A 21,095-nucleotide genomic window follows, 5' to 3' on the forward strand; every position below is an offset into this window, starting at 1 on the left:
TAAAGATAAAGAATTTTTTCTGATTTTGTAAAACCTTTTATTTCAAAGAAAATGTGGTACAATATGATAATTATAAGGGGTGGGTTGATGATTAAATTAATTGTAAGTGATTTAGATGGAACACTATTAAAATATGATAATGAATTTGATTATGAGAGTTATCAAAAAATTAAAGAATTAGAGAAAAAAGGTGTTGAATTGATGTTTGCAACTGGGAGAGATTATTGGATGGTAGAGGATATTTGTCAAAAGTATGACATCTATAATCCTATGATTTTAAATAATGGAACTCAGTATCGAACATATAATGGAGAAGTGAACCATTATTATCCAATGGAAAGAGATGCTTTTGAAAAAGTTATGAATATTTTAATGAGTTATCATTATCATATTTCAGTTCATACCCAAAAAGGAAAATATATTTTTGAAGATATAGAAAAGTATTTTTCTAGACATGTTGAACTTTTAAAGAAAGCTCGTGGAGTAGATGATGAGTCTCAGTTACCTAAGGCAGCTTTTTTTACTCGAGAAGGATATTTGAAAAATGTTCATGAAGTGCAATCTATTGATGATTTATATCTTCAAGGTGCTTTACCACTAAAGATTGATGCAAGACATATTGATGCAAAGTATGTTTCTAATGTTAGACATTTGTTTGATGATATTGAACATCTTCATGTTTCATCTTCTTTTGGTGAGAATATTGAGATTACAAGTGATATTCATGATAAAGGAAGTATGTTAAAAGAAGTACTCAAACAAAGAGGATTATCAATTGAGGAAGTTGCTACTTTTGGAGATGGATTGAATGATATCAGTTTACTTGATTTTCCTTATTCATTTGCGCCAGGGAATGCAGTCCAAGAAGCTAAACAAAAAGCAACTTACTCACTGAATAAAACTTGTGAGCAAGGTGCTGTTAAAAAAGGTCTTGAAATTTTAGAAAAACTTAATTTGCTTTAATATAAGGAATGTGAGCATATTCCTTTTTTATTATTTTTTCACTATCCTTTGATAATAGAGAAAGTAATTTGGTCGCTTTGATTTCAATATCTAAAGCAGGGTGAGAAAACTTTGAAAGATTAGTAACAATCTGATAGGAACATGTTTTTTTAATTGATGATAAATAATGCCTTCCTTGATCATTCATAGCTAAGATACGTAGATAATCGATATTCATTGCTTGTTTTATTTCATCTTTTTGATTATTCATTAAAACGTGAATAATCATGCGTTGGATACGTGGAAGGGTATAACGTTTAGAAAGTAAATGATTGATAAATTCTTCCATTGAATGACTATAAGTAATGGCATGAAGCATGGTATTCTCTAATCCTTCGTCAACCAAATGAATGTGTTTGAGTTCTTCTTTGGTTGTTGTTAAAAGACGGTATTTTAAATAAGGAAAATAGTCTTTAAGAAAATAACATTCATTTTGATAGAGTTCAGGATGTGGTAATGCTTCTTGATAATCCTGATGTTTGGCAATTGCTTGACGGATTGATGTGGCACTGGCGATTTGTTGTAAGTGAGTATCATGATAATCATTGGTACGTTTAAAGCAATGGGGAGTGATTGGATAGTGATGGCTAATGATTTCTTTGACATAGCTTAATCCTAATAAATCATTGGGAGTACGAACTTCTTTATGCATAATTTGAATGAGTGCTTGATTACAGGCATCTGGATAACGAAGTCCTTCCTTCATGGCTTTTTTGACATAACAATCATATAGTTCTTGATGAGCATGAATAGCATTGGCAATATCGATAAATGTTTCAATATGTCCATCTTCACTTCCAAAACACAAATCAGTGATACCAATAGCGTGTAATAAATCAATTGCCCCCTTAGCAAAATAATCAGCACTTTGACAACTATAAACGAAAGGAAGTTCAATAACTAAATCAACCCCAAATTCAATAGCCAAATGACTACGTGTCCATTTATCAATAATTGCTGGTTCACCTCTTTGAACAAATGAAGATGACATAACAGCAATTGTATAATCAGGCTTCACAATTTGTTTTGCTTTTTGAATATGATAGATATGTCCATTATGAAATGGATTGTATTCAACAACAATTCCTAGTACTTTCATGTAATCACCTCTTGTGTTAGTTTACCATAGTTTTGTTATTATGAATAGTTTTGATGAAAAGAAGTGAAATATTCATTGAAAATTGTAAAATTCGATTGACATATTTAAGAGTTTTATATATAATTGGCTATGCGGTGTAAAGGGTGATTTTTTTGAAGTGGAATTTACAATGGATAGTAAAACAAAAAGATGGTTGTTTTGATTTCGACGAAACGCTAAGTTTTCCGTCTGAGATGTTCCACAACTTATCTCAAATCAATGGTTTGAAAGATGTACATGTGACTGGGCATGGAAGCTTGGACACGAAAAATCGTCAGTTATACGTTGATTTTAAAGTCAAAGGTCAAATGATTCTACCATGTGCCGTATCATTAGAAGATGTGGATTATCCATTTGAAATTGATTCGACTGCTATCTTTGCTTTCTATAAACCGCAAGATGATGAAGATGTCATCGAAGTGAAGCGAGATACTGTTGAATTGACACCAGTGATTTTCCAAGAAATCATGATGGATGTCCCAATGCGCGTCGTCAAGGATGGTGCAACTTTGAAAACCAAAGGCAATGGTTGGAAAGTATTAAACGAAGAGGACGAACGTGAGGATGAGGATTATATAGATCCTCGCTTAGCGAAACTTAAAGATTATTTTAAGGATAAAGAATAAGGAGGTGTACCTATGGCAGTACCACAAAGAAGAGTTTCAAAAACGAGAAGAAACAAAAGAAGAACACATGACAAATTAACAGTACCAGCTGTAGTTGTTTGCCCTGAATGTGGAGAATACAAATTATCTCATAGAGTATGCAAACATTGCGGAACTTACAACGGACAAAAAGTGTTATAAAAACTGCCCCTTATTCAAGGGCTTTTTTTATTTGTATTGGAAAACGCTTAATATACATATTTGTGTATATTGAGCGTTTTTTGTATTATAGATTTATTTTTCATTAGTGAAAGCATAGATACTCATGAGACTTTCTTTATCATTGGTTATTGTATAGTTATCTTCATTTTTAAAGATATATCTTGATTTTAAACTTAAATCTTTATTAATGGTATAGAGAAAAGTAAATATTCCAAGCATATCATTAAACAAATCACAGTTTTTTTATGCTTTGTTCAATTTTGTGGTTTTCTTTAGTTTTGATATCGTCAATATAAAGTTTATTATTTTCTGGTAATTGAATTTTAGATTCAATAGAAACAATATAGTATCAAGGTTAGTATTGGGCGGAGCTTTAATCATTACTTTCTTTTATGGATGATAAAAAGTAAATATTATGAATTGAAAGAGATTAACTCTGTAAATTTATCGCTATTTTTATGAAAATATTTTTTGAAAGGGATAATCGAGAAGTATAGAATAGTAAAACAAAAATAAAACGCTCTTTATTTTTATTGTTAGCTTTGATATGATATAGACAGAAGTGAGGGAAAGAATATGGGAGAAAAAAAACATTCGATTTTGAAAAAAGTTTTAATATTAATATTTAGTGCTGTTATTGGTATAACAATTGGTGTTGTTGGAATCAGCTATTGGAATGATGTTCAATTAGAAACACAAAATGATTTAATTGATGAAATTTATGCTAAGGATAAACATTATCAATATTATTATTCAAAACTGAATGCAAAAGATAAAGATACTTATAAACGTATGTATTTTGCAATGGCAACTTTTAAAGATGAAATTGATGTCAAAGAAACAAATACAGAACAGATTACGGTAATTTTAAATTATATATTTAATGATCATCCAGAATTATATTATATCGATGGTGAATATGAATATGTCAAAGAAACAGATACGCTAACTTTCTATCCACGTTTTGTGATGAACAAAAATGAAGTTGAATCAAAAAATTCACAACTCAAAAAAATAACTGCTGAAGTCGTTGAAAAAGCTAAGAGTCAAAAAGATGACTTGACAAAGGCAAAAGTGATTTATGATTATATTATTGAAAATACGAAATATGTTGAACGAAAAGGAAAGGACCAAGATGTTATTGGGGCATTGTTAGAACATGAAACAGTGTGTGCAGGATATGCGCGCGCTTACCAATTATTAATGAATCAAGTAGGGGTTCCATGTAGTTATATTGTTGGTGATTCAAAAATTGAAACAGAAAATAGTCCAGGTTATGAAGGGCATGCATGGAATATGGTTAAAATAAATGATGACTATTATTATTGTGATCCTACTTGGGGTGATGATGCGAATAAATATGGTGCGCATACATGTTATGCATATTTTATGATGGATAGTGATGATATGTTACGTTGTTATACAACTGATGATTTTTATGAAAAAACAAAAAATCCTTCAGTAAGCTATTTTAAAGATAATCATATTTATATGGAAAGCTATAATGAAAATATCGTTAGCAATGCGATTCAATTAGGGTTAAAAAATAAAAGTCGTGTGGCTGAAGTGAAGTGTGGAAGTCAAAGTGTGTATAATCGTTTGAAAAAAAGATTAACAAAAGATTATTTAGCTTATGAACAACTTAAGAAAAACGGTTGTTGGAGTGATAACACAAGATATGCATGTTTAGATGAGCTGAAAGTGATTGAATTGTATTATTAATTGATAAATATTGGAAAAAGAGTGTTAAGTGGCTAGAAATAGTCACTTTTTTTGTGCATAAAATAAAAAAATGGAGCACGATTTTTATATACAAGATTTCTTTCTTGGTATATAATGGTGGTATGAAGTGTTAAAAGATGTATAAAAATGTTAAGAAGTGGGTGATTTTGAATGTTCTTTGGTGAATTTAGGCACAACATTGATGCAAAGGGAAGGCTAAGTATTCCTGCTAAAATGCGTAATCAATGTGGTGAATGTGTATATGTAACACGTGGAAATGATGGTTGTTTAGCATTATATACACAACAAGGATGGGAAAAATATTATGAAGAACTTCAAGCTTTGCCACAGAAAAAGAAAAGTACCCGTATTTTTATCCGTTTAGTCACTTCAAGAGCAAGCGAATGTGAATTTGATAAGTTAGGAAGAATTAATATTCCTCTTGTTTTAAGACAAGAAGGTCATTTAGAAAAAGAATGTGTCATTGTTGGTGTTGGTGATCATGTCGAAATATGGAATAGTGAAGCATGGGATCAATTCTATGATGATAATAAAGATAGTTTTGATGAAATTTCAGAAGATTTAGATGAATATGAATTGTAAAGGAGAGCGTTATGTTTAATCATGTGAGTGTTTTATTGAACGAAACAATTGATGGATTAAATATTAAAGAAGATGGGATTTATGTTGATTGTACCCTTGGTGGTGGAGGACATAGCCAGGAGATTTTAAAACGATTAACATCAGGTCATCTTTATTGTTTTGATCAAGATCAAGTTGCGATTGAAGCAGCTAGTCAGCGTTTAAGCCAAATTTCAGATCACTTTACAATTATTTATTCAAATTTTAAGAATATAAAAAGTGAACTTGCAAAATTAGGGGTTTATAAAGTTGATGGGATTGTTTTTGATTTAGGTGTTTCTTCACCTCAGTTTGATGATGGAGATAGAGGCTTTAGTTATAACTATGATGCAAAATTAGATATGCGTATGGATCGAAATCAAGCATTTAGTGCTTATGAATTAGTGAATACATATGAGTATCAAGATATTGTTAAGATTTTATATAAATATGCTGATGAGAAATTTGCTAAACAAATTGCAAGAGCCATTGAAAGACATCGTCAAGAAAAACCAATTGAAACAACTTTTGAACTTGTGGATATTATTAAAGAAGCTATTCCTGCTCCGGCAAGACGTAAAGGTGGTCATCCTGCGAAAAGAACATTTCAAGCATTGAGAATTGCTGTGAATGATGAATTAAATGTTTTTGAAAAGGCATTAGATGATGCTTTGGATTTATTAAATGTTCATGGACGTGTTGCAGTGATTACTTTCCATTCACTAGAAGATAAGATTTGTAAATATACATTTCAAGAAGTGACGAAGCAACCAGATTTACCAATGGGAATGCCAATTGTTCCTGATTATTTAAAACCAAAATTTCAAAAAATAACAAGAAAACCAATTGTTGCGAGTGAAGAAGAATTGAATGAAAATCATCGTTCGCATTCAGCTAAATTAAGAATTATAGAAAGGATATATGAGGATGAAGAAAAATAAGAAAAAAGAAACAAGATTTGTCAGATTTTCAAGACGTCTGTTTATGTTTAGTTTTGCTGTATTTGTATTAGGTATTGTCGCATTAAATTCATATGAATCAACATTGAATATTCATTGTGCAAAATTAGAAAAACAAATTGCATCAATTGAATCAGATATTGATGGTTTAGATATGAAGAAATTAGAATTAGCTTCATTTTCACGTATCGAATCTATTGCTGAAGAAAAGGGATATAAATATAAACAAAGTACCGCAACTGCTGCAGTTGTTGGAGTACCTAGAGAGTAATGACAATGAAAAAGAATAGTAATCAAAGTGCAAAGATTGTATTATGCATCATTGCACTTGTTGTTGTTGCATTGGTATTTAATGTCGTGTTTTTGGGAGTAACAGGAAAGCATCTTGTTAGCGGCAATGATATCAAAGATTATGCTAAAAATCGTGGTGGTGGGCAAAAGGTAGAAACTTTGCAAGCCAAGCGTGGAACAATTTATTCGAGTGATAATGAAGTCATCGCAAGTGACGTGAAAAAATATAAACTATATGCGGTTTTGTCAAAGACGCGTTTAACAGCGGATAAAAAACCAGCTTATGTTGTTGATAAAAAAGAAACAGCTAAAAAATTAGCTCCTATTATTAAAATGGATGAAGATAAGATTTTAGAGCGTTTAAATAAGAATACTTATCAAGTTGAATTTGGAAGTTATGGAAATAATCTTTCAGCTTTGGTTAAAGATAAGATTGATGCATTGAATTTACCAGGTTTAGAGTTTACTGAACTGACATCAAGAAATTATCGTTATGGTGATTTTGCTTCTTATGAAGTTGGGTATGCTCAGGTTTTAACTGAAGAACTAGAAAGTAAAACAACTCAATCTATTGTTGGTCAAATGGGAATTGAAAAAACTTATAATGATGAGTTGACTGGAACCAATGGTCAAAAGATTTATTTGGCTGACAATAATAATTATATTTTACCTAATGGAATTATTAGTGAAACAGCTCCTGTTGCTGGAAATGATGTTTATTTGACAATTGATACTGATATTCAAACAGAAATGGATTTACAAATGAAAAAGCTTATTGAAGCACAAAAAGCCGATAAAGCAACATGTGCAATTATGGAAGCGAAGACAGGAAGAATATTAGCAGTTACAAATTATCCATCATTTGATCCTAATAAGCGAGATATGAAAAATTATGTAGACTTATTTTTAAATGAAGCTGTTGAACCAGGTTCTGTTTTCAAAGCTTTTGTGTATGCAAATGCTTTAAATGATGGACGTTTAAATCTTAAGAGTACTTATCCATCTGGTAAGTTTGTTTATGATAAAAAACTAAAACCTATTAGAGACTGGAATAAAGGTGAAGGATGGGGAACAATCAGTTATGAAAAAGGTTTCTATTATTCAAGTAATACAGCAATTTGTAATATGTTAACGAAGATTACAGACAAAGAGTCTTTATTACAGGATTATGAAGATTTAGGCTTCTTTAAAGCTGGTGAGGTTGACGGTCTACCTACAGGTTCTGGGGTTGCTGGTTATAAGAATAATGACGGAAGACTGGTTGAATATTTAACCACTGGATATGGTCAAGGATCAACGTTCACTGGGTTACAATTAATGCGAGGTTATAGTGCATTTGCTAATGATGGTAAAATGGTTGAACCCTATCTTGTCGAAAAAGTTGTGAATAGTGAAACAAAAGAAAATGTTTATCAAGCCAAAACGCAATATTCAAAACAGATTTATTCAACAAGTACTGTGAAGAAAATGCGTGATTTGTTAAGCGGAGTTGTCAATTTAAAAGGAAGTACTGGATATCCTTATCATATGGATGATATTCGTTTGATTGGGAAAACTGGGACTGGACAGGTTGCAAAGGATGGAAGATATCGTTCTAATTACTATACAAACAGTTTTGTTGGTTTAGCACCTTATGATGATCCTGAAGTTGTTGTTGTGTTATGGTATCAAAGTTATGCTGGTAGTGCTGTTAATTCAGCGAAAGTTGTTAATGGTGTTGTGCGTGCAGCTTTGAATAAAATCAATGAACAACCAGTGAAAAAAGTGGAAACTTCAACATTTGTCTTAGATTCTTATTTGAATCAAAGTGTTGATTTTGCTAAAAAAATCCTTACAAGTCATCAATTATCACCACTAACAATAGGTGATGGTAAGACGGTAATTGATCAATATCCAAAAGCTAAGACAGAACTTTCAAGTAAATCACGAGTCTTTTTACAAACGAATGGAACAAATATAACAATGCCTTCAATGGAAGGATGGTCGCGTAAAGAAGCAGAGGCCTTTGCTTCGATGGCAAATATAGATTTAAAATTTGAAGGTGTTGGTTCAATTTATAAACAAAGTGTAACCAAAGGAACGAAATTAAAAGACAATCAAAAAGTGACTGTTTATGCAAAATAGGATTCTTTAAAAGAATTCTATTTTTTTGTTTTTAACATATAATTGAATGGTGATGTCAATGATCTTTTCAAAGATGATAAAGAAAATTAAATGGGTCAATATTATAATGACATTGATTGTTATGGCAATTGTCATAAGACTTGGCTATAGTCAATTTTATGCTTATGAAGAATTATCCTTGAAAGCAACACAATCATGGCAAAGAGGTTTCCCTTTAGAAGCAGCAAGAGGGAAAATCTATGATAGTCAACAAAAAGTTTTGGTTGATAATCTAACAACATCTTCACTGATTATTGTTCCCAGTCAAGTCAAGGATTATGTCACAACTGCCAATCAGCTTTCTAAAATATTAGGATGTTCAAAAGAAAAAATTCTTGAAAAGGTTAAAAAGAAAGTCTCAGTTGAACGTATTCAACCAGAAGGTCGACAATTAACTGAAGAAAAAGCCTATCAAATTGATCGTTTAAAATTACCCGGTGTCTATCTTGTACAAGATACATTACGTTATTATCCTCATAAGAACTATTTAGCTCAAACGCTAGGGTTTGTAGGGATAGATAATCAAGGATTGGTTGGTTTGGAATTAAAATATGATGAATATTTATCTGGGGTAAATGGTAGTATTAATTATTATATGAATGCGAAAAGTCAAAATTTAAATATTTATCCAGCTGATTATGTCTATCCTACTAATGGTATGGATATTGAATTAACAATTGATAGTCGCGTTCAGGATGTTGTTGAAAGAGAACTTAACAATGCTTATACAACTTATAATCCTGATTCTATCTTATGTTTAGCAATGGATCCGCGAAATGGCAAGATACTTGCGATGTGTTCAAAACCAGATTTCGATCCGAATGATTATAAAAATGCCGACAGTCAAATTTATAATCGTAATTTACCGATTTGGAAATCCTATGAACCAGGTTCTACTTTTAAGATTATTACTTTTAGTAGTGCTTTAAATGAAAAGTTATTTGATATGGATAAAGATACGTACTATGATAGAGGATATGAAATTGTTAAAGGAGCGAGAATTAAATCTTGGAAAAAAGGTGGACATGGATTACAGACTTTTAGAGAAGTTTTGCAAAACTCGTCCAACCCAGGATTTGTTGAAATTGGGAGACGATTAGGGAAGGAACGTTTGTACCAATATATTCAAGATTTTGGATTAACTAAGAAAACGGGTGTTGATTTAACTGGAGAATCTTCGGGGATTATGTTTGATTATGATAAATTTAATGAAGTTGAACAAGCAACAGTCGCGTTTGGTCAAGGGATTTCAGTAACACCTATCCAATTAGTAAGAGCGGTATGTGCTTGTGTAAATGGGGGACAATTATACAAACCTTATATTGTTAACAAAGTTTACAATTCAAAAACACATGAAGTTGTTGTTGAAAATCAACCTGAAAAAATTCGTCAAGTGATTACTAGTGATACTTCTGCAAAGGTGAGAGATGCCATGGAGGGGGTTGTGACTGATGGGGGAGGGAAGAATGCCTATATTGATGGTTATCGTATAGGCGGAAAAACTGGAACTGCTCAACGTGCAATCAACGGAACTTATGCTGGTAATGGGTATATTCTTTCCTTCTTAGGAGTTGCGCCTATTGATAATCCACAAATTGTTTTATATCTAGCCATGGATAATCCTAAAAAATGTGTCCAATATGGTGGAACAACTGCTGCTCCAATTGCGAGAAAGATTTTCATGGATGTATTACCAGCATTACATGTGAAAAAAGTGACACAACAAAGAGAAAAAGCTTATGTTTGGACTGATGTTAAGACTTATGATGTTGAAAATTATGTAGGCAAAACAAAAAAAGAAGTTAAAAATGAACATTATGGTTTTGAATTTTTAGGAAGTGGTGATTATGTCATTGATCAATTGCCACGTGTAGGTGAAAAGATTGAAGATGGACAAAAAGTAAAAATCATGTTAGGAAAAAAGCCATAAATATCTTTAAGAATATAAAAAATAAAGGAATCATCTCAACAATGGTTCCTTTTTATGATATAATTAAAGAATCGATTGGAGGGAGTCTTTGTGCACATACAAGATCGTGAAATTAGAAGGATTGTTGATGATGAAAAAGAATATCGTTATGGCCGTTTTATTGATATTCGTTCACAATTAGAGAGAATGACAATTTCATTAGATGAAAATAATGGTTGTTATAGAGTGAATGCAAGAATTGCTCAAGAAAATGAAAGATTCATTGTCTCTATAAAGATTTCACATAATGGGGATATTATACAGGCAACTTGTTCTTGTGGTATGCATGGACATTGTCGCCATATTGCTGCTATATTGTTTTATTTAAGAAAACTAGATGTACAATCTTTTCCTTATTTCTATGAAATGAACAATGAAGCAAGTAAAGCTAAAAAATTAGAAGAAATAGAACGTCAAAGAAAAGAACGTATTCTTTCTAAAAAACAACAAGAATCATTAGATTTAATCACCTTATATAAAGATCAATTATTAAGAGAATCTTTGATACCATTATCATCTAAACAATATCGTGTCAAAGTCTTTGTTCAAAGAAAAAAAGATATGTTATTGATGGTATTAAAAGTGATGAATGATGAACAAGGGTATGTTGTTAAAAATATTGAAACATTTTTAAATGCAATTGTTCATCATGATAGTATTAAATATGGCAAGAATTTTGAATTTATTCATAGTGAAGATGCTTTTGATGATGATTCATTGGACATCATTGCCTTTGTTAGAAAATGTTTTTTAAAAAATCAACTCTTACAAAATGGAGTGATTCGTGCTTTGATTATGAGTGATGAACACCTAGATGAGTTCTATCATTTGATGAATAATTTACCTTCATCATATTGTGATATTGCTTTTGATAAAAAAGAATATCGCATTCCTTTAGAAATAACGACTCAAGATAAAAACTATGTTTTGGATTTTAAAGATTATCAAGAATTTGATCAAGTGATGATGACAAGCCATGGAATGTATACTTTGCAAGATGATATTTTATATCAATATGATTTTCATGAACCGACTAAAGTCATGACTTTTATTAGAAAATTATTAGAAACTCGTGGTGGATTATATGTTCCTAAAGAGTCTTTGATGGATTTTTATAAATATATCTTGGTTGATTTGATGGACGATATTGAATTAAAGACAACGCTTTTTGATGATTATCGTCAAGAGAATTTGATTAATTTATATGGTGATATGACTAGTGATGATCAAATATGTATTCAGTTAGAGTATATTTATGATGATGGAATTGCTTATGGATTTGATGAAAATAATGTACATAAATCTAAAGAAGCTGATTTAATTGAAGATTATTTACGACCTTATATTGAAGATATCGAAGATCATGTGATTTATTTGCAATATGATCATGAGTTTGCCTATCAATTTATGAAAGAAGGTTTGCCTTATCTTTCTACTTATTGTCAAATCTATGTGACTGATGCTTTAAAAGGTTTATCACAATCACAAGCGATGCATATTCAAGTTGGAGTTCATATCAACCATGGGCTTTTATCTATGAATATTGAAAGTGTTGATGTTCAAAAAGAAGAATTAATGGATATTTTAAAGGCTTATAAGAAGAAACGTAAGTTTTATAAACTTAAAAATGGGAAGATTGTTTCTTTAGAAAATAAGGAATTTAAAGAATTAGATGAGTTAACTTCAACACTTCAATTAAAGAGTCAGGATATTGTTAATGGAGTTGTTGAAATTCCGGCTTATCGTTTATTTGAATTAGATCAATTTATGAATCAAGAATCTTCTATTCAATATTCTAGAAGTGAAGAATTTAAAAAATGGACAAATGAATTGGTTGAAAGTCCACGTTCTTTTGATATTCCTGATCAATATACTGATATTTTAAGAGAATATCAGGTAGATGGTTATCAATGGTTGAGATTGATGGAGCATTATGGATTTGGTGGTATATTGGCGGACGATATGGGGCTAGGAAAGACTTTACAAATGATTGTTTATTTAGAGAGTGTAAAAAGTCAAGGAACTCATATGGTTGTAACGCCAGCAAGCTTGTTGTTGAATTGGCAAGACGAAATAGAGAAATTTGCTGCTCATATGAAGGTTTTATGTATTTATGGACAAAGACCTGTGCGTGAAAAGTTAATTGCTCAAATATCTGATTATGATGTTGTGATTACATCTTATGATTATTTAAGAAGGGATATTGAGCTATATGATAATATTGAATTTCATACTGTCGTTATTGATGAAGCACAATATATCAAAAATCCTAAAACAAGAAATGCAATGAGTGTTAAAAAACTGAAAGCCAAACAACGCTTTGCATTAACAGGAACACCGATAGAAAACTCTTTAGCTGAGTTATGGTCAATCTTTGATTTTTTAATGCCACATTATTTATATCATTATGCTTATTTCTTGGATAATTTTGAAAGACCAATTGTAAAAGAACATGATGAAGATAAACAAGAGAAGTTAAAACAGATGATTTCACCATTTGTTTTACGTCGTAATAAAAAAGATGTCTTAAAAGAATTGCCTGATAAGATTGAACAAACACTTTACTTAAGATTTAATGAAGATGAAGAAAAACTTTATTTAGCAAATCTTGTTCAAGTTAATAAATCATTACAAGAGAAATTAAATATGAATCAATTAGGTCGTATTGATATTTTAGCAATGTTGACAAGATTAAGACAATTATGTCAAGATTCGCGCTTGTTGTATGATATAACTGAAGAACCTTCTTCAAAGTTAAAAGGATGTATGGAATTAATTCATTCTTTAGAAGAAAATCATAAGAAGATTTTATTGTTTTCTTCGTTTACCAGTGTTCTTCATTTGATTGAAGATCAATGTCATAAAGAACATATTTCTTATTATCTTTTAGATGGTAGTACACCAAAAGAAAAACGTAAGGAAATGGTTGATCAATTCCAAAAAGACGACACGACACTGTTTTTGATTTCATTAAAAGCAGGGGGCTCTGGATTGAATTTAACCAGTGCTCAAGCAGTTATACATTTTGATCCTTGGTGGAACATGTCGGCTAAAAATCAAGCTACAGATCGTGCTCACCGTATTGGACAAAAAGAATCGGTTCAAGTCTTTTCATTAATTATGAAGGATAGTATTGAAGAAAAGATTATGGAATTACAGAAACAAAAGAAAAATTTAGCTGATACTTTTGTAGAAGGAAATCATGGTGAAATTTCTACTATGAGTATTGATGATATGAAAGCGTTATTTGAGATCTCCTAAGGGAGGTCTTTTTTTTGTTTAAATGAAAAAGTGCAAAAATGTAGCGAAAAAGGGTACAAATAGAGGGTTATTGTGCTGACAATTGTCGAAAGTTGTAGAATAAAAGACAAATTTGGAATGTTTTCATCCTTTTAGGGGCTGTTTTATGCCTAGATATTGAAAAATATTTTAAAAAAGGTAAATTTCGTATAGCGAGGAGGAATTATTATGAAAATTGTTTATTGCGAAAATGCTAAAATGAACCATTATGAAATTCGTTTGGTGACACATCCCAAGAATATTAAATTAGCTAAATTGCTGGTTAGTCAATTTAAAGAAACAATTGGTGAAGTTGAGTTGTATGATGAGTATAAAAATAAATACCCAGTTTCATTGTTGACAGTTTATTATTTTGAAATTGTTGATCATAAGATTTATGCTTATACGGAAAATGACGTATTTAGACTTTATGGAACAACAATGGCAAAGTTAAAAGAAACTGTTGAACCGATGGGATTTTATCAAATTAATGTCAGAACAATTGTAAATGTTAGACATGTTCTTTATTACAAGAAACAAAGAGGGTGTCGTAGAAGAATGGTTTTAGATAACAAGGATGTTTTGGTTTCAAGTCGTCGTTATCGTTGTGGCTTTGATAAGATGATTGAAGATAAACATTTTATTGGATTAGAAAATCATAAGATATAAAAATGGGGACAATAACTGACTGTTAAATGGAGATAAGATTGTTGTCTTATATGTGTTCTTGTACAGAAGATGAGAGAGATTGCCCAAAGGGCAATTTTCTTTATTGTCTCAATAAAGAAAATATGAATATTTTTATTTCCATTTATAGTAATATAAAGGAGGTATTTTTATGAAGATTAGTTATGATCCATTTTGGAGAACAATTGAAGAAAAAGGACTTAATCAATATATTTTGATTAATAAGATGGGAGTTAGAAATAGTTTGATTCATAAATTAAGACATAATATGGATATAAGACTATCTACATTAGCTGATTTATGTGAAAAATTAAATTGTAAAGTTGAAGATATTGTTGAGGTTGTTGAAGAAAAAGAAACAATTCACAATTAAATTGTATACATAGAGTATAATTTTTTAATATAATCTAGATTAAAGGAGATTTATAAAGGAATTTAGAAGTATGGAAAAGATTGTATGAATTATCAGATCAATTAAGGGATTTTAAACCATCGGATGATTTATGGAGTGGTGATTTATTGAAGCCAACAGATGATGAAATAAGTGTTGTTTTAAAATTTTATAGTGGCATATATTTTAAATGAGGGTATCCTTCAAAGGAGTTTTATAAGAAATCCCTAAGTTTTTTAGCAATTGTAGATATATGTGAAAGATATGATATTGATCTAAAGATAATATCTTTACCAATGATTGATATGATGATGGATGAAATGAAGTAAATGTTGTAATAAAGGCCTGATGGGTCTTTTTTTCTTTTTTAAGATAATTTTGTGATAAACGGGTGTCAATCATCCTACTTATATAAATGACTTTAAAATCGTTTATATGGAAGAAAAAAGATAATGACGCAATAAGGACATTATCTTTTGAGCTGGATATAAAGAAAAACAGTTCAATTTGAATTAAACTGTTTTATAAAGATAGGATTTTATTTTATATCATTTTTATTAATATATTTTAAATCAATCATTTTCTTAGTGATTTGCTCTGCAAGTAGCTGATTAAATTTAGCATTTCCATTTAGCATATCAGCTTGTAAAAAGCTAGAAGGGATATAACCTTTTTGTAAATCTTTTTTATCTTGAGCAGTTAATGTTATTTTGGCATCTTTAATACCATCATTGAGTAAGTAATCTCTAAAATCCAAGAAATGCTCTTTATGTTCCTCTTTTAAGACTTTATTCATATCATCAACGATTGGTAATCTTCTTTTAGAAGTAAGAGAAACAACAATATAATTCTTTGTTTTGAGTTGATTAATAATAGCTCTTTGATAAGTTATTGTTTTAAAAATACCATTTTGAGTTTGTGGATCATATGTCCCAGTAAAGATAATTGCAACATTGTTTTTTTCAAAAGTTGGAATCTCTGATTTTATTTGTGTCAATTTTGTAATGACTTTTTCGACTCCATTTTGATCACGAGTAAAGGTATGTGTTTTTTTAGTTGCATTGTATTTTAATTTCCCAGATATACCAGCAATTTCAACCGTTGTAAAATTACTACCTTTACCTTTAAGAACATTTAAAACATTGTTATCTTTATCATAAATTTTAAGATTAACTGGTGTTACAGTTTCAGGAATTGTTATGTTATTGGTGTAAATCTTTATTTTTCCCATTCTAATCGCAATATCTTGAGTTTGATCTTGGGCTCCGCCAAATTTATTAACCGAGAAATTGGTAGCTGAAGAAAGTGCGGTTGGATAAGAAGAAGATTTTGCACCAATTGTTAAACTATCTCCTATACAGTAAATTGTAGGTGTATTAGCATTAGAATGAGTTGTTTCATCTAATGGCTGATTTTGATATTTTTGTTGTAATTCTTGATATTTTTGACTCTCTTTTCTGATTGTGAGAGTGTTGTATCCAATAAGTGTAATGATAATACAAATCAAAAGGATAACAACTAAAGGAAAAGATATTTTTTTCATCTTAATAGTAATAGTATGAATAACTTCCTGAACCAGTATCAGATTTTGTTAAGACACTACCTAAAACATTAACATTGTTTCTTTGAAGTAAGCTAATACAATTAGCAGCATCTTTACGTTTTGTATCTTGAGCGGATACAACAAAAATAGTTCCATCTACAGCATTACCTACTGGAATTGCATCGGAAATTGTTCCAACTGGAGCACAGTCAACAATAATAAAATCATAATTTTGTTTTAATACATTCATATATTCCTTAAAGACATCTGAACCAAGTAATTCAGAAGGATTAGGAACATGAACTCCCCCAGTTAAAACAGAAAGTGTTCCAATAAAGCTAGGATCACTCATTTTTTGGATGTATTCAGGATTAAAACGATGAGTTTTTCCAAATTCAATCAAGGCATCAGTCAATCCTTGCTTATTTGACATTTTCATATATCGATGTAACATTGTTTTTCTTAAATCACAGTCAACGAGCAATACTCTTTGATATTTTGTAGCAAAAATATAAGCTAAGTTCATAGACGTTGTTGTTTTTGCTTCACCAGGTTGAGTTGATGTAATTGAAATTGATTTAATTTCTTTATCAACTGTAGAGAATTCAATGTTTGTACGAATATGTCTAAAAATTTCAGTATAATCAAATTGATTATGTTTTTTTGTTTTATCAAGAATATTTAATGTTTTTCTTGTTTTGTGTTTCTTTTGAGCCATTTGTTATCTCCTTTTCAATAATTTTTTGAAGAATGAAGTTTTGACTTCAATATCTTCAACATTCTCATCATGAAGAATATGTTCAGGATTATCATACATTAATGTTTTTAATACTTGATAATCATATTTTTTTGATAAAAGATCAAAAGTTTCTTGTAGACGAGGAATACGATGTCCTTCACAACGATGAGTATCACTAGCAATCACATGGGCTAGTCCTTCATCAATGAGATCATAGGCATTCTTTTTAACCGTTTTTCCATGAATACCTAATAAACTTGAAGCATTCACTTGAATGACATAACCACTATCGATAAATTCTTGAATACGATCAATATCAATACCATCTTTAAAATATCTTTCAACATGAGCAATAATTGGAGTCAATCCTTTGACTTCTATTTCATATAAGAAATCCTCAACTTCATGAGAACTTCCTAATTCTTTTCTCACATCAAATTCGACTAATAAATAATGCGTATTTTCAATGGGAATAAATAAACCCTCTTGGATAGAATCTATACAATCATGATTTAAAAACAATTCACAACCTTCAAAGACCTTAATATTTTGTTTTTGAGCAAGTTGTTTTAATTCTTGAATACGTTCTTTTAATTCATGAATCTCATCTAGCGTATGTGATCCAGGAATAACATGTGGTGTTGCCACAATTGTTGTTATGTTGTTTTCCTTAGCTATCTCTAATGCTTTTATAGCATCTTCTTTGGAAGGAATACCATCATCAACATCCCATGCATAATGACCATGTATATCAATAAATTGCATATGCTTAATCCTCGAAATATGGAATTGAACCTAAGCAAGGAACACCAAGATATTTTTCTGCATCTTCCTTATTGTGAATACGTGTATCTAGCATAAATTTAATAAATAAATATCCAATACTTGCAAATGCTCCTAATAATGCACCAATAACCAAATTCATTTTAAGACTTGGTGAAACTGGTGAAGTGGCAACTTCTGCTTGGTCAACAGTTGTAATGTTGTTGATATTTAATGTTTCTTTTGCTTCTTTTTTGAAAGTAGAAACCATTTGATCAACAATCTTTTTACTTAGTTCAGGATCGTTTGTCTTTGCAGTAATAGCAATAATCTGTGTATTTGTTTCATTGACAATCGAAACGTTACCTTTGATTTGAGCAACAGTTAAATCTAATTTATCAGCCACTTGACTTTGAATGTTATTACCTTTTAACATTTCTACATAGTTATTAACCATTAAGTTATTGGCATTGATTTGAGTATAATCAACAATTCCTTCAGTAACTTCAGGTTTAGGGTAGATACGAGCAGTTGATTCATATTTCTTACTAATAAAGAAAATCGTAACAATGCCAGCGATAATAGCACAAACTAAAGTCGAGATAATAATCATTTTATATTTTGATTTGAGTAATTGAAATAATTCACCTAAATTAATTTCAATTTCTTCATCATTTTTTACAATTTCATTATCAATCATATAATCCTCCTTATGGTTTTATGAAATTCTTTTAGAAATATCATAAATGTATCATATTTTCTTGAAATTTTCGACAAAACAAGTTATGATAGCTGTGTTATAAAGATATTTCTTAGTGTATTATGCTTCAAGAAAGGGAAAAAATCAAGAATAATCCTTGATTTTGGTAATATTCCTAAGAAAAAAGCTGAAATTAATCATTTGGAAGGGATGAAATTATAAATGAAAAAAATCGTGGGGGGGGTCTAAATATGAATAATGTAAAAGATAGAAAGCAATTACTGATTCGGCGTTTAATACTATTATTGGTAGATTCTATCAGTGTGATTGTTGCTTTCTATGGTGCACTAGCCCTCTATTTTAATGGACCTATCGAGTCAAGGTTTATTCAGGGATCATTACCATTAGCAATGATTTTACTGGTTATAAGTCTTGGCTTGTTTGCTGTTTTAAAACTGTATACAAGTTTATGGCAATTTGCTTCTGTAAGCGAATTGATGAATATTGTTATAGCAACAGCTATGAGTACAGTTGTTAATGTGATTATTTGTGAAGCGTTTGGTTTTTCACCACCTGAAAGTACATACTTTATTTATTTTATGGTTGTGACAATGATTGTTGGTGGAACACGTTTTGGATATCGTTTCTTAAGACTTTATGCAAGTCGACATCATTTGTTTGGGAGAACTGATGAACATAATACAAGAGTTATGGTTATTGGTGCTGGATCAGCAGGTGAAAAAATTTTAAGAGAGACATTGGTTTCTAAGAGTTTAAATAAGGATATCGTTTGTTTTATTGATGATGATCCAAATAAATTAGGAAGAACGATTCATGGAATACCAGTTGTAGGGAATAGTTATTCCATTGTTGAAAACGTTCAAAAATATAAAATTGATGAAATTTTTGTTGCTTTACCATCAATAGAAGATAAGCGAGTTTCAGAAATCTTAAATATTTGCAAAGAAACAAAATGTAAATTAAAAAGATTACCAGGAATGTATCAATTTATTTCTGGTGAAATTATCCTTAATAAATTAAAAGATGTTGAGATTCAAGATTTGCTTGGTCGAGATCCAATTAAAGTTAATCTTGATGAAATTATGTCTTATGTAACTGATCGTGTTGTAATGATTACTGGTGGTGGGGGTTCTATTGGTAGTGAGTTGTGTAGGCAAATCGCTGAAAGAAATCCAAGACAGTTAATCATTGTTGATGTTTATGAAAATAATGCTTATGATATTCAATTAGAACTTAAAGAAAAATATCCTAAGTTGGCACTTGAAACATTAATTGCATCAGTGAGAGATGCCAATAAAGTTGATGCATTGTTTGAAGAATATCATCCTGATATTGTTTATCATGCAGCGGCTCATAAACATGTTCCTTTGATGGAAGATGCACCACATGAAGCGATTAAAAATAATGTTTTTGGAACACTGAATGTTGTCAAGGCTTGTGATAAATATCATGCAAAGAAATTTATCTTGATTTCAACTGATAAAGCTGTTAATCCAACTAATATTATGGGTGCTTCAAAAAGATTATGTGAGATGATTGTTCAAACATATGATAAATTATCTAGAACAGAATATGTTGCAGTAAGATTTGGAAATGTACTTGGATCAAATGGTTCAGTGATTCCATTGTTTAAAAAACAAATTGCACATGGTGGACCAGTCACAGTCACTCATCCTGATATTATTAGATTTTTTATGACAATTCCTGAAGCAGTATCACTTGTTTTACAAGCTGGTGCTTATGCTAAAGGGGGAGAAATCTTTGTGTTAGATATGGGTGAACCAGTTAAAATTGTAGATATGGCTAGAAATCTGATTAAGCTTTCTGGATATGAACCAGATGTTGATATTAAGATTGAATTTACTGGATTAAGACCTGGTGAAAAGTTGTATGAAGAAATGCTGATGAAAGAAGAAGGCATGAAAACAACACCTAATAAGCTTATTCATATTGGGAAACCAATTGAAATTGATACTGAAAATTTCTTTAATGAATTAAATGATTTGTATGCCATTGCTTATGATGAAGATAGTGATATGAGAGCAGCAGTTAAACATATTGTTCCAACTTATCATTATGAAGAAACAAAGCATGGTGTAAGAAGAAAAATGAAAGAAAAGAAAGAAGAAACAGAATCTGAAGCTGTTTATTCTTAATTGTTATTTAAAAATAATTGAATCTGGGTAATCGTCGCGTGGTCGCGTTGCCCAAACAATTTGTTATAGTCAAACCGAGTCGAAGTATGCTTGTTTTTTATTTCGATGGGCGAAGCATATCCAAA

The 21,095-nt window shown here is 30.5% G+C and carries 18 protein-coding genes; 13 read left to right on the forward strand and 5 right to left on the reverse strand.

Features of this window, described 5'->3' with window-relative positions:
• The first annotated feature begins 87 nt into the window (after window positions 1-87).
• Entirely contained in the window at window positions 88-963 is an 876-nt protein-coding gene (locus tag EDD60_RS00840; RefSeq protein WP_066445558.1) for a Cof-type HAD-IIB family hydrolase, read from the forward strand.
• Here the strand turns inward: EDD60_RS00840 and EDD60_RS00845 are convergent.
• On the reverse strand, window positions 950-2,101 hold the full coding sequence (locus tag EDD60_RS00845) for a nucleotidyltransferase (protein ID WP_066445563.1): 1,152 nt from the start codon (window positions 2,099-2,101) through the stop codon (window positions 950-952). The two genes, EDD60_RS00840 and EDD60_RS00845, sit on opposite strands and share 14 nt — an antisense overlap.
• Window positions 2,102-2,244: 143 nt before the next feature.
• On the opposite strand from EDD60_RS00845, the gene EDD60_RS00850 reads away from it, so the two are divergent.
• From EDD60_RS00850 to EDD60_RS00900, 11 genes are all read left to right on the forward strand, one after another.
• Entirely contained in the window at window positions 2,245-2,766 is a 522-nt protein-coding gene (locus tag EDD60_RS00850) for a YceD family protein (RefSeq protein WP_243646598.1), read from the forward strand.
• A 12-nt stretch (window positions 2,767-2,778) separates the two neighbouring features.
• Entirely contained in the window at window positions 2,779-2,946 is a 168-nt protein-coding gene (rpmF, locus tag EDD60_RS00855) for a 50S ribosomal protein L32 (protein ID WP_008790438.1), read from the forward strand.
• Window positions 2,947-3,543: 597 nt separating this feature from the next.
• A complete protein-coding gene (locus EDD60_RS00860) occupies window positions 3,544-4,689 on the forward strand; it encodes a transglutaminase domain-containing protein (protein ID WP_066445565.1) in 1,146 nt (381 codons plus the stop codon).
• Window positions 4,690-4,860: 171 nt separating this feature from the next.
• Window positions 4,861-5,292: a division/cell wall cluster transcriptional repressor MraZ gene (mraZ, locus tag EDD60_RS00865; RefSeq protein WP_066445566.1), complete on the forward strand. Its 432-nt coding sequence runs from the start codon at window positions 4,861-4,863 to the stop codon at window positions 5,290-5,292.
• A gap of 11 nt (window positions 5,293-5,303) precedes the next feature.
• Window positions 5,304-6,251 carry a 16S rRNA (cytosine(1402)-N(4))-methyltransferase RsmH gene (gene rsmH / locus EDD60_RS00870; protein ID WP_066445567.1) on the forward strand — a complete coding sequence of 316 codons (948 nt, stop codon included), beginning with the start codon at window positions 5,304-5,306 and terminating at the stop codon, window positions 6,249-6,251.
• Window positions 6,238-6,540: a hypothetical protein gene (locus EDD60_RS00875; RefSeq protein ID WP_229105362.1), complete on the forward strand. Its 303-nt coding sequence runs from the start codon at window positions 6,238-6,240 to the stop codon at window positions 6,538-6,540. The genes rsmH and EDD60_RS00875 overlap by 14 nt, the downstream gene beginning before the upstream one ends.
• A gap of 5 nt (window positions 6,541-6,545) precedes the next feature.
• Window positions 6,546-8,684 (forward strand): penicillin-binding protein, encoded by a 2,139-nt coding sequence (locus EDD60_RS00880; protein WP_102135695.1) that lies wholly within the window; start codon window positions 6,546-6,548, stop codon window positions 8,682-8,684.
• 58 nt (window positions 8,685-8,742) lie between these two features.
• On the forward strand, window positions 8,743-10,653 hold the full coding sequence (locus EDD60_RS00885; RefSeq protein ID WP_066445574.1) for a penicillin-binding transpeptidase domain-containing protein: 1,911 nt from the start codon (window positions 8,743-8,745) through the stop codon (window positions 10,651-10,653).
• A 90-nt stretch (window positions 10,654-10,743) separates the two neighbouring features.
• Entirely contained in the window at window positions 10,744-13,953 is a 3,210-nt protein-coding gene (locus EDD60_RS00890) for a DEAD/DEAH box helicase (protein WP_066445577.1), read from the forward strand.
• A gap of 207 nt (window positions 13,954-14,160) precedes the next feature.
• Complete coding sequence (locus EDD60_RS00895) at window positions 14,161-14,640, forward strand: LytTR family DNA-binding domain-containing protein (RefSeq protein WP_066445578.1); 480 nt, start codon at window positions 14,161-14,163, stop codon at window positions 14,638-14,640.
• A gap of 169 nt (window positions 14,641-14,809) precedes the next feature.
• On the forward strand, window positions 14,810-15,031 hold the full coding sequence (locus tag EDD60_RS00900) for a helix-turn-helix domain-containing protein (protein WP_066445580.1): 222 nt from the start codon (window positions 14,810-14,812) through the stop codon (window positions 15,029-15,031).
• A 556-nt stretch (window positions 15,032-15,587) separates the two neighbouring features.
• Here EDD60_RS00900 and EDD60_RS00905 read toward each other — a convergent pair.
• From EDD60_RS00905 to EDD60_RS00920, 4 genes are read right to left on the reverse strand one after another with little or no spacing between them, the layout of a single operon-like run.
• Complete coding sequence (locus EDD60_RS00905) at window positions 15,588-16,556, reverse strand: hypothetical protein (RefSeq protein WP_152333841.1); 969 nt, start codon at window positions 16,554-16,556, stop codon at window positions 15,588-15,590.
• Between the two features lie 37 nt (window positions 16,557-16,593).
• Window positions 16,594-17,310, reverse strand: a complete 717-nt coding sequence (locus EDD60_RS00910; RefSeq protein ID WP_066445586.1) for a CpsD/CapB family tyrosine-protein kinase — start codon at window positions 17,308-17,310, stop codon at window positions 16,594-16,596.
• A 3-nt stretch (window positions 17,311-17,313) separates the two neighbouring features.
• On the reverse strand, window positions 17,314-18,096 hold the full coding sequence (locus EDD60_RS00915; RefSeq protein WP_066445589.1) for a tyrosine-protein phosphatase: 783 nt from the start codon (window positions 18,094-18,096) through the stop codon (window positions 17,314-17,316).
• Between the two features lie 4 nt (window positions 18,097-18,100).
• Window positions 18,101-18,793: a YveK family protein gene (locus tag EDD60_RS00920; protein ID WP_066445592.1), complete on the reverse strand. Its 693-nt coding sequence runs from the start codon at window positions 18,791-18,793 to the stop codon at window positions 18,101-18,103.
• Between the two features lie 251 nt (window positions 18,794-19,044).
• Between EDD60_RS00920 and EDD60_RS00925 the strand changes: the two genes are divergently transcribed.
• The gene (locus EDD60_RS00925) at window positions 19,045-20,970 is read left to right on the forward strand and encodes a polysaccharide biosynthesis protein (protein WP_066445594.1); all 1,926 of its coding nucleotides are present in this window, start codon (window positions 19,045-19,047) and stop codon (window positions 20,968-20,970) included.
• Window positions 20,971-21,095: the final 125 nt, after the last annotated feature.

The sequence above is a fragment of the Longibaculum muris genome (assembly GCF_004343035.1).
In the GTDB taxonomy this organism is placed as follows: Bacteria; Bacillota_I; Bacilli_A; order Erysipelotrichales; family Coprobacillaceae; genus Longibaculum; species Longibaculum muris.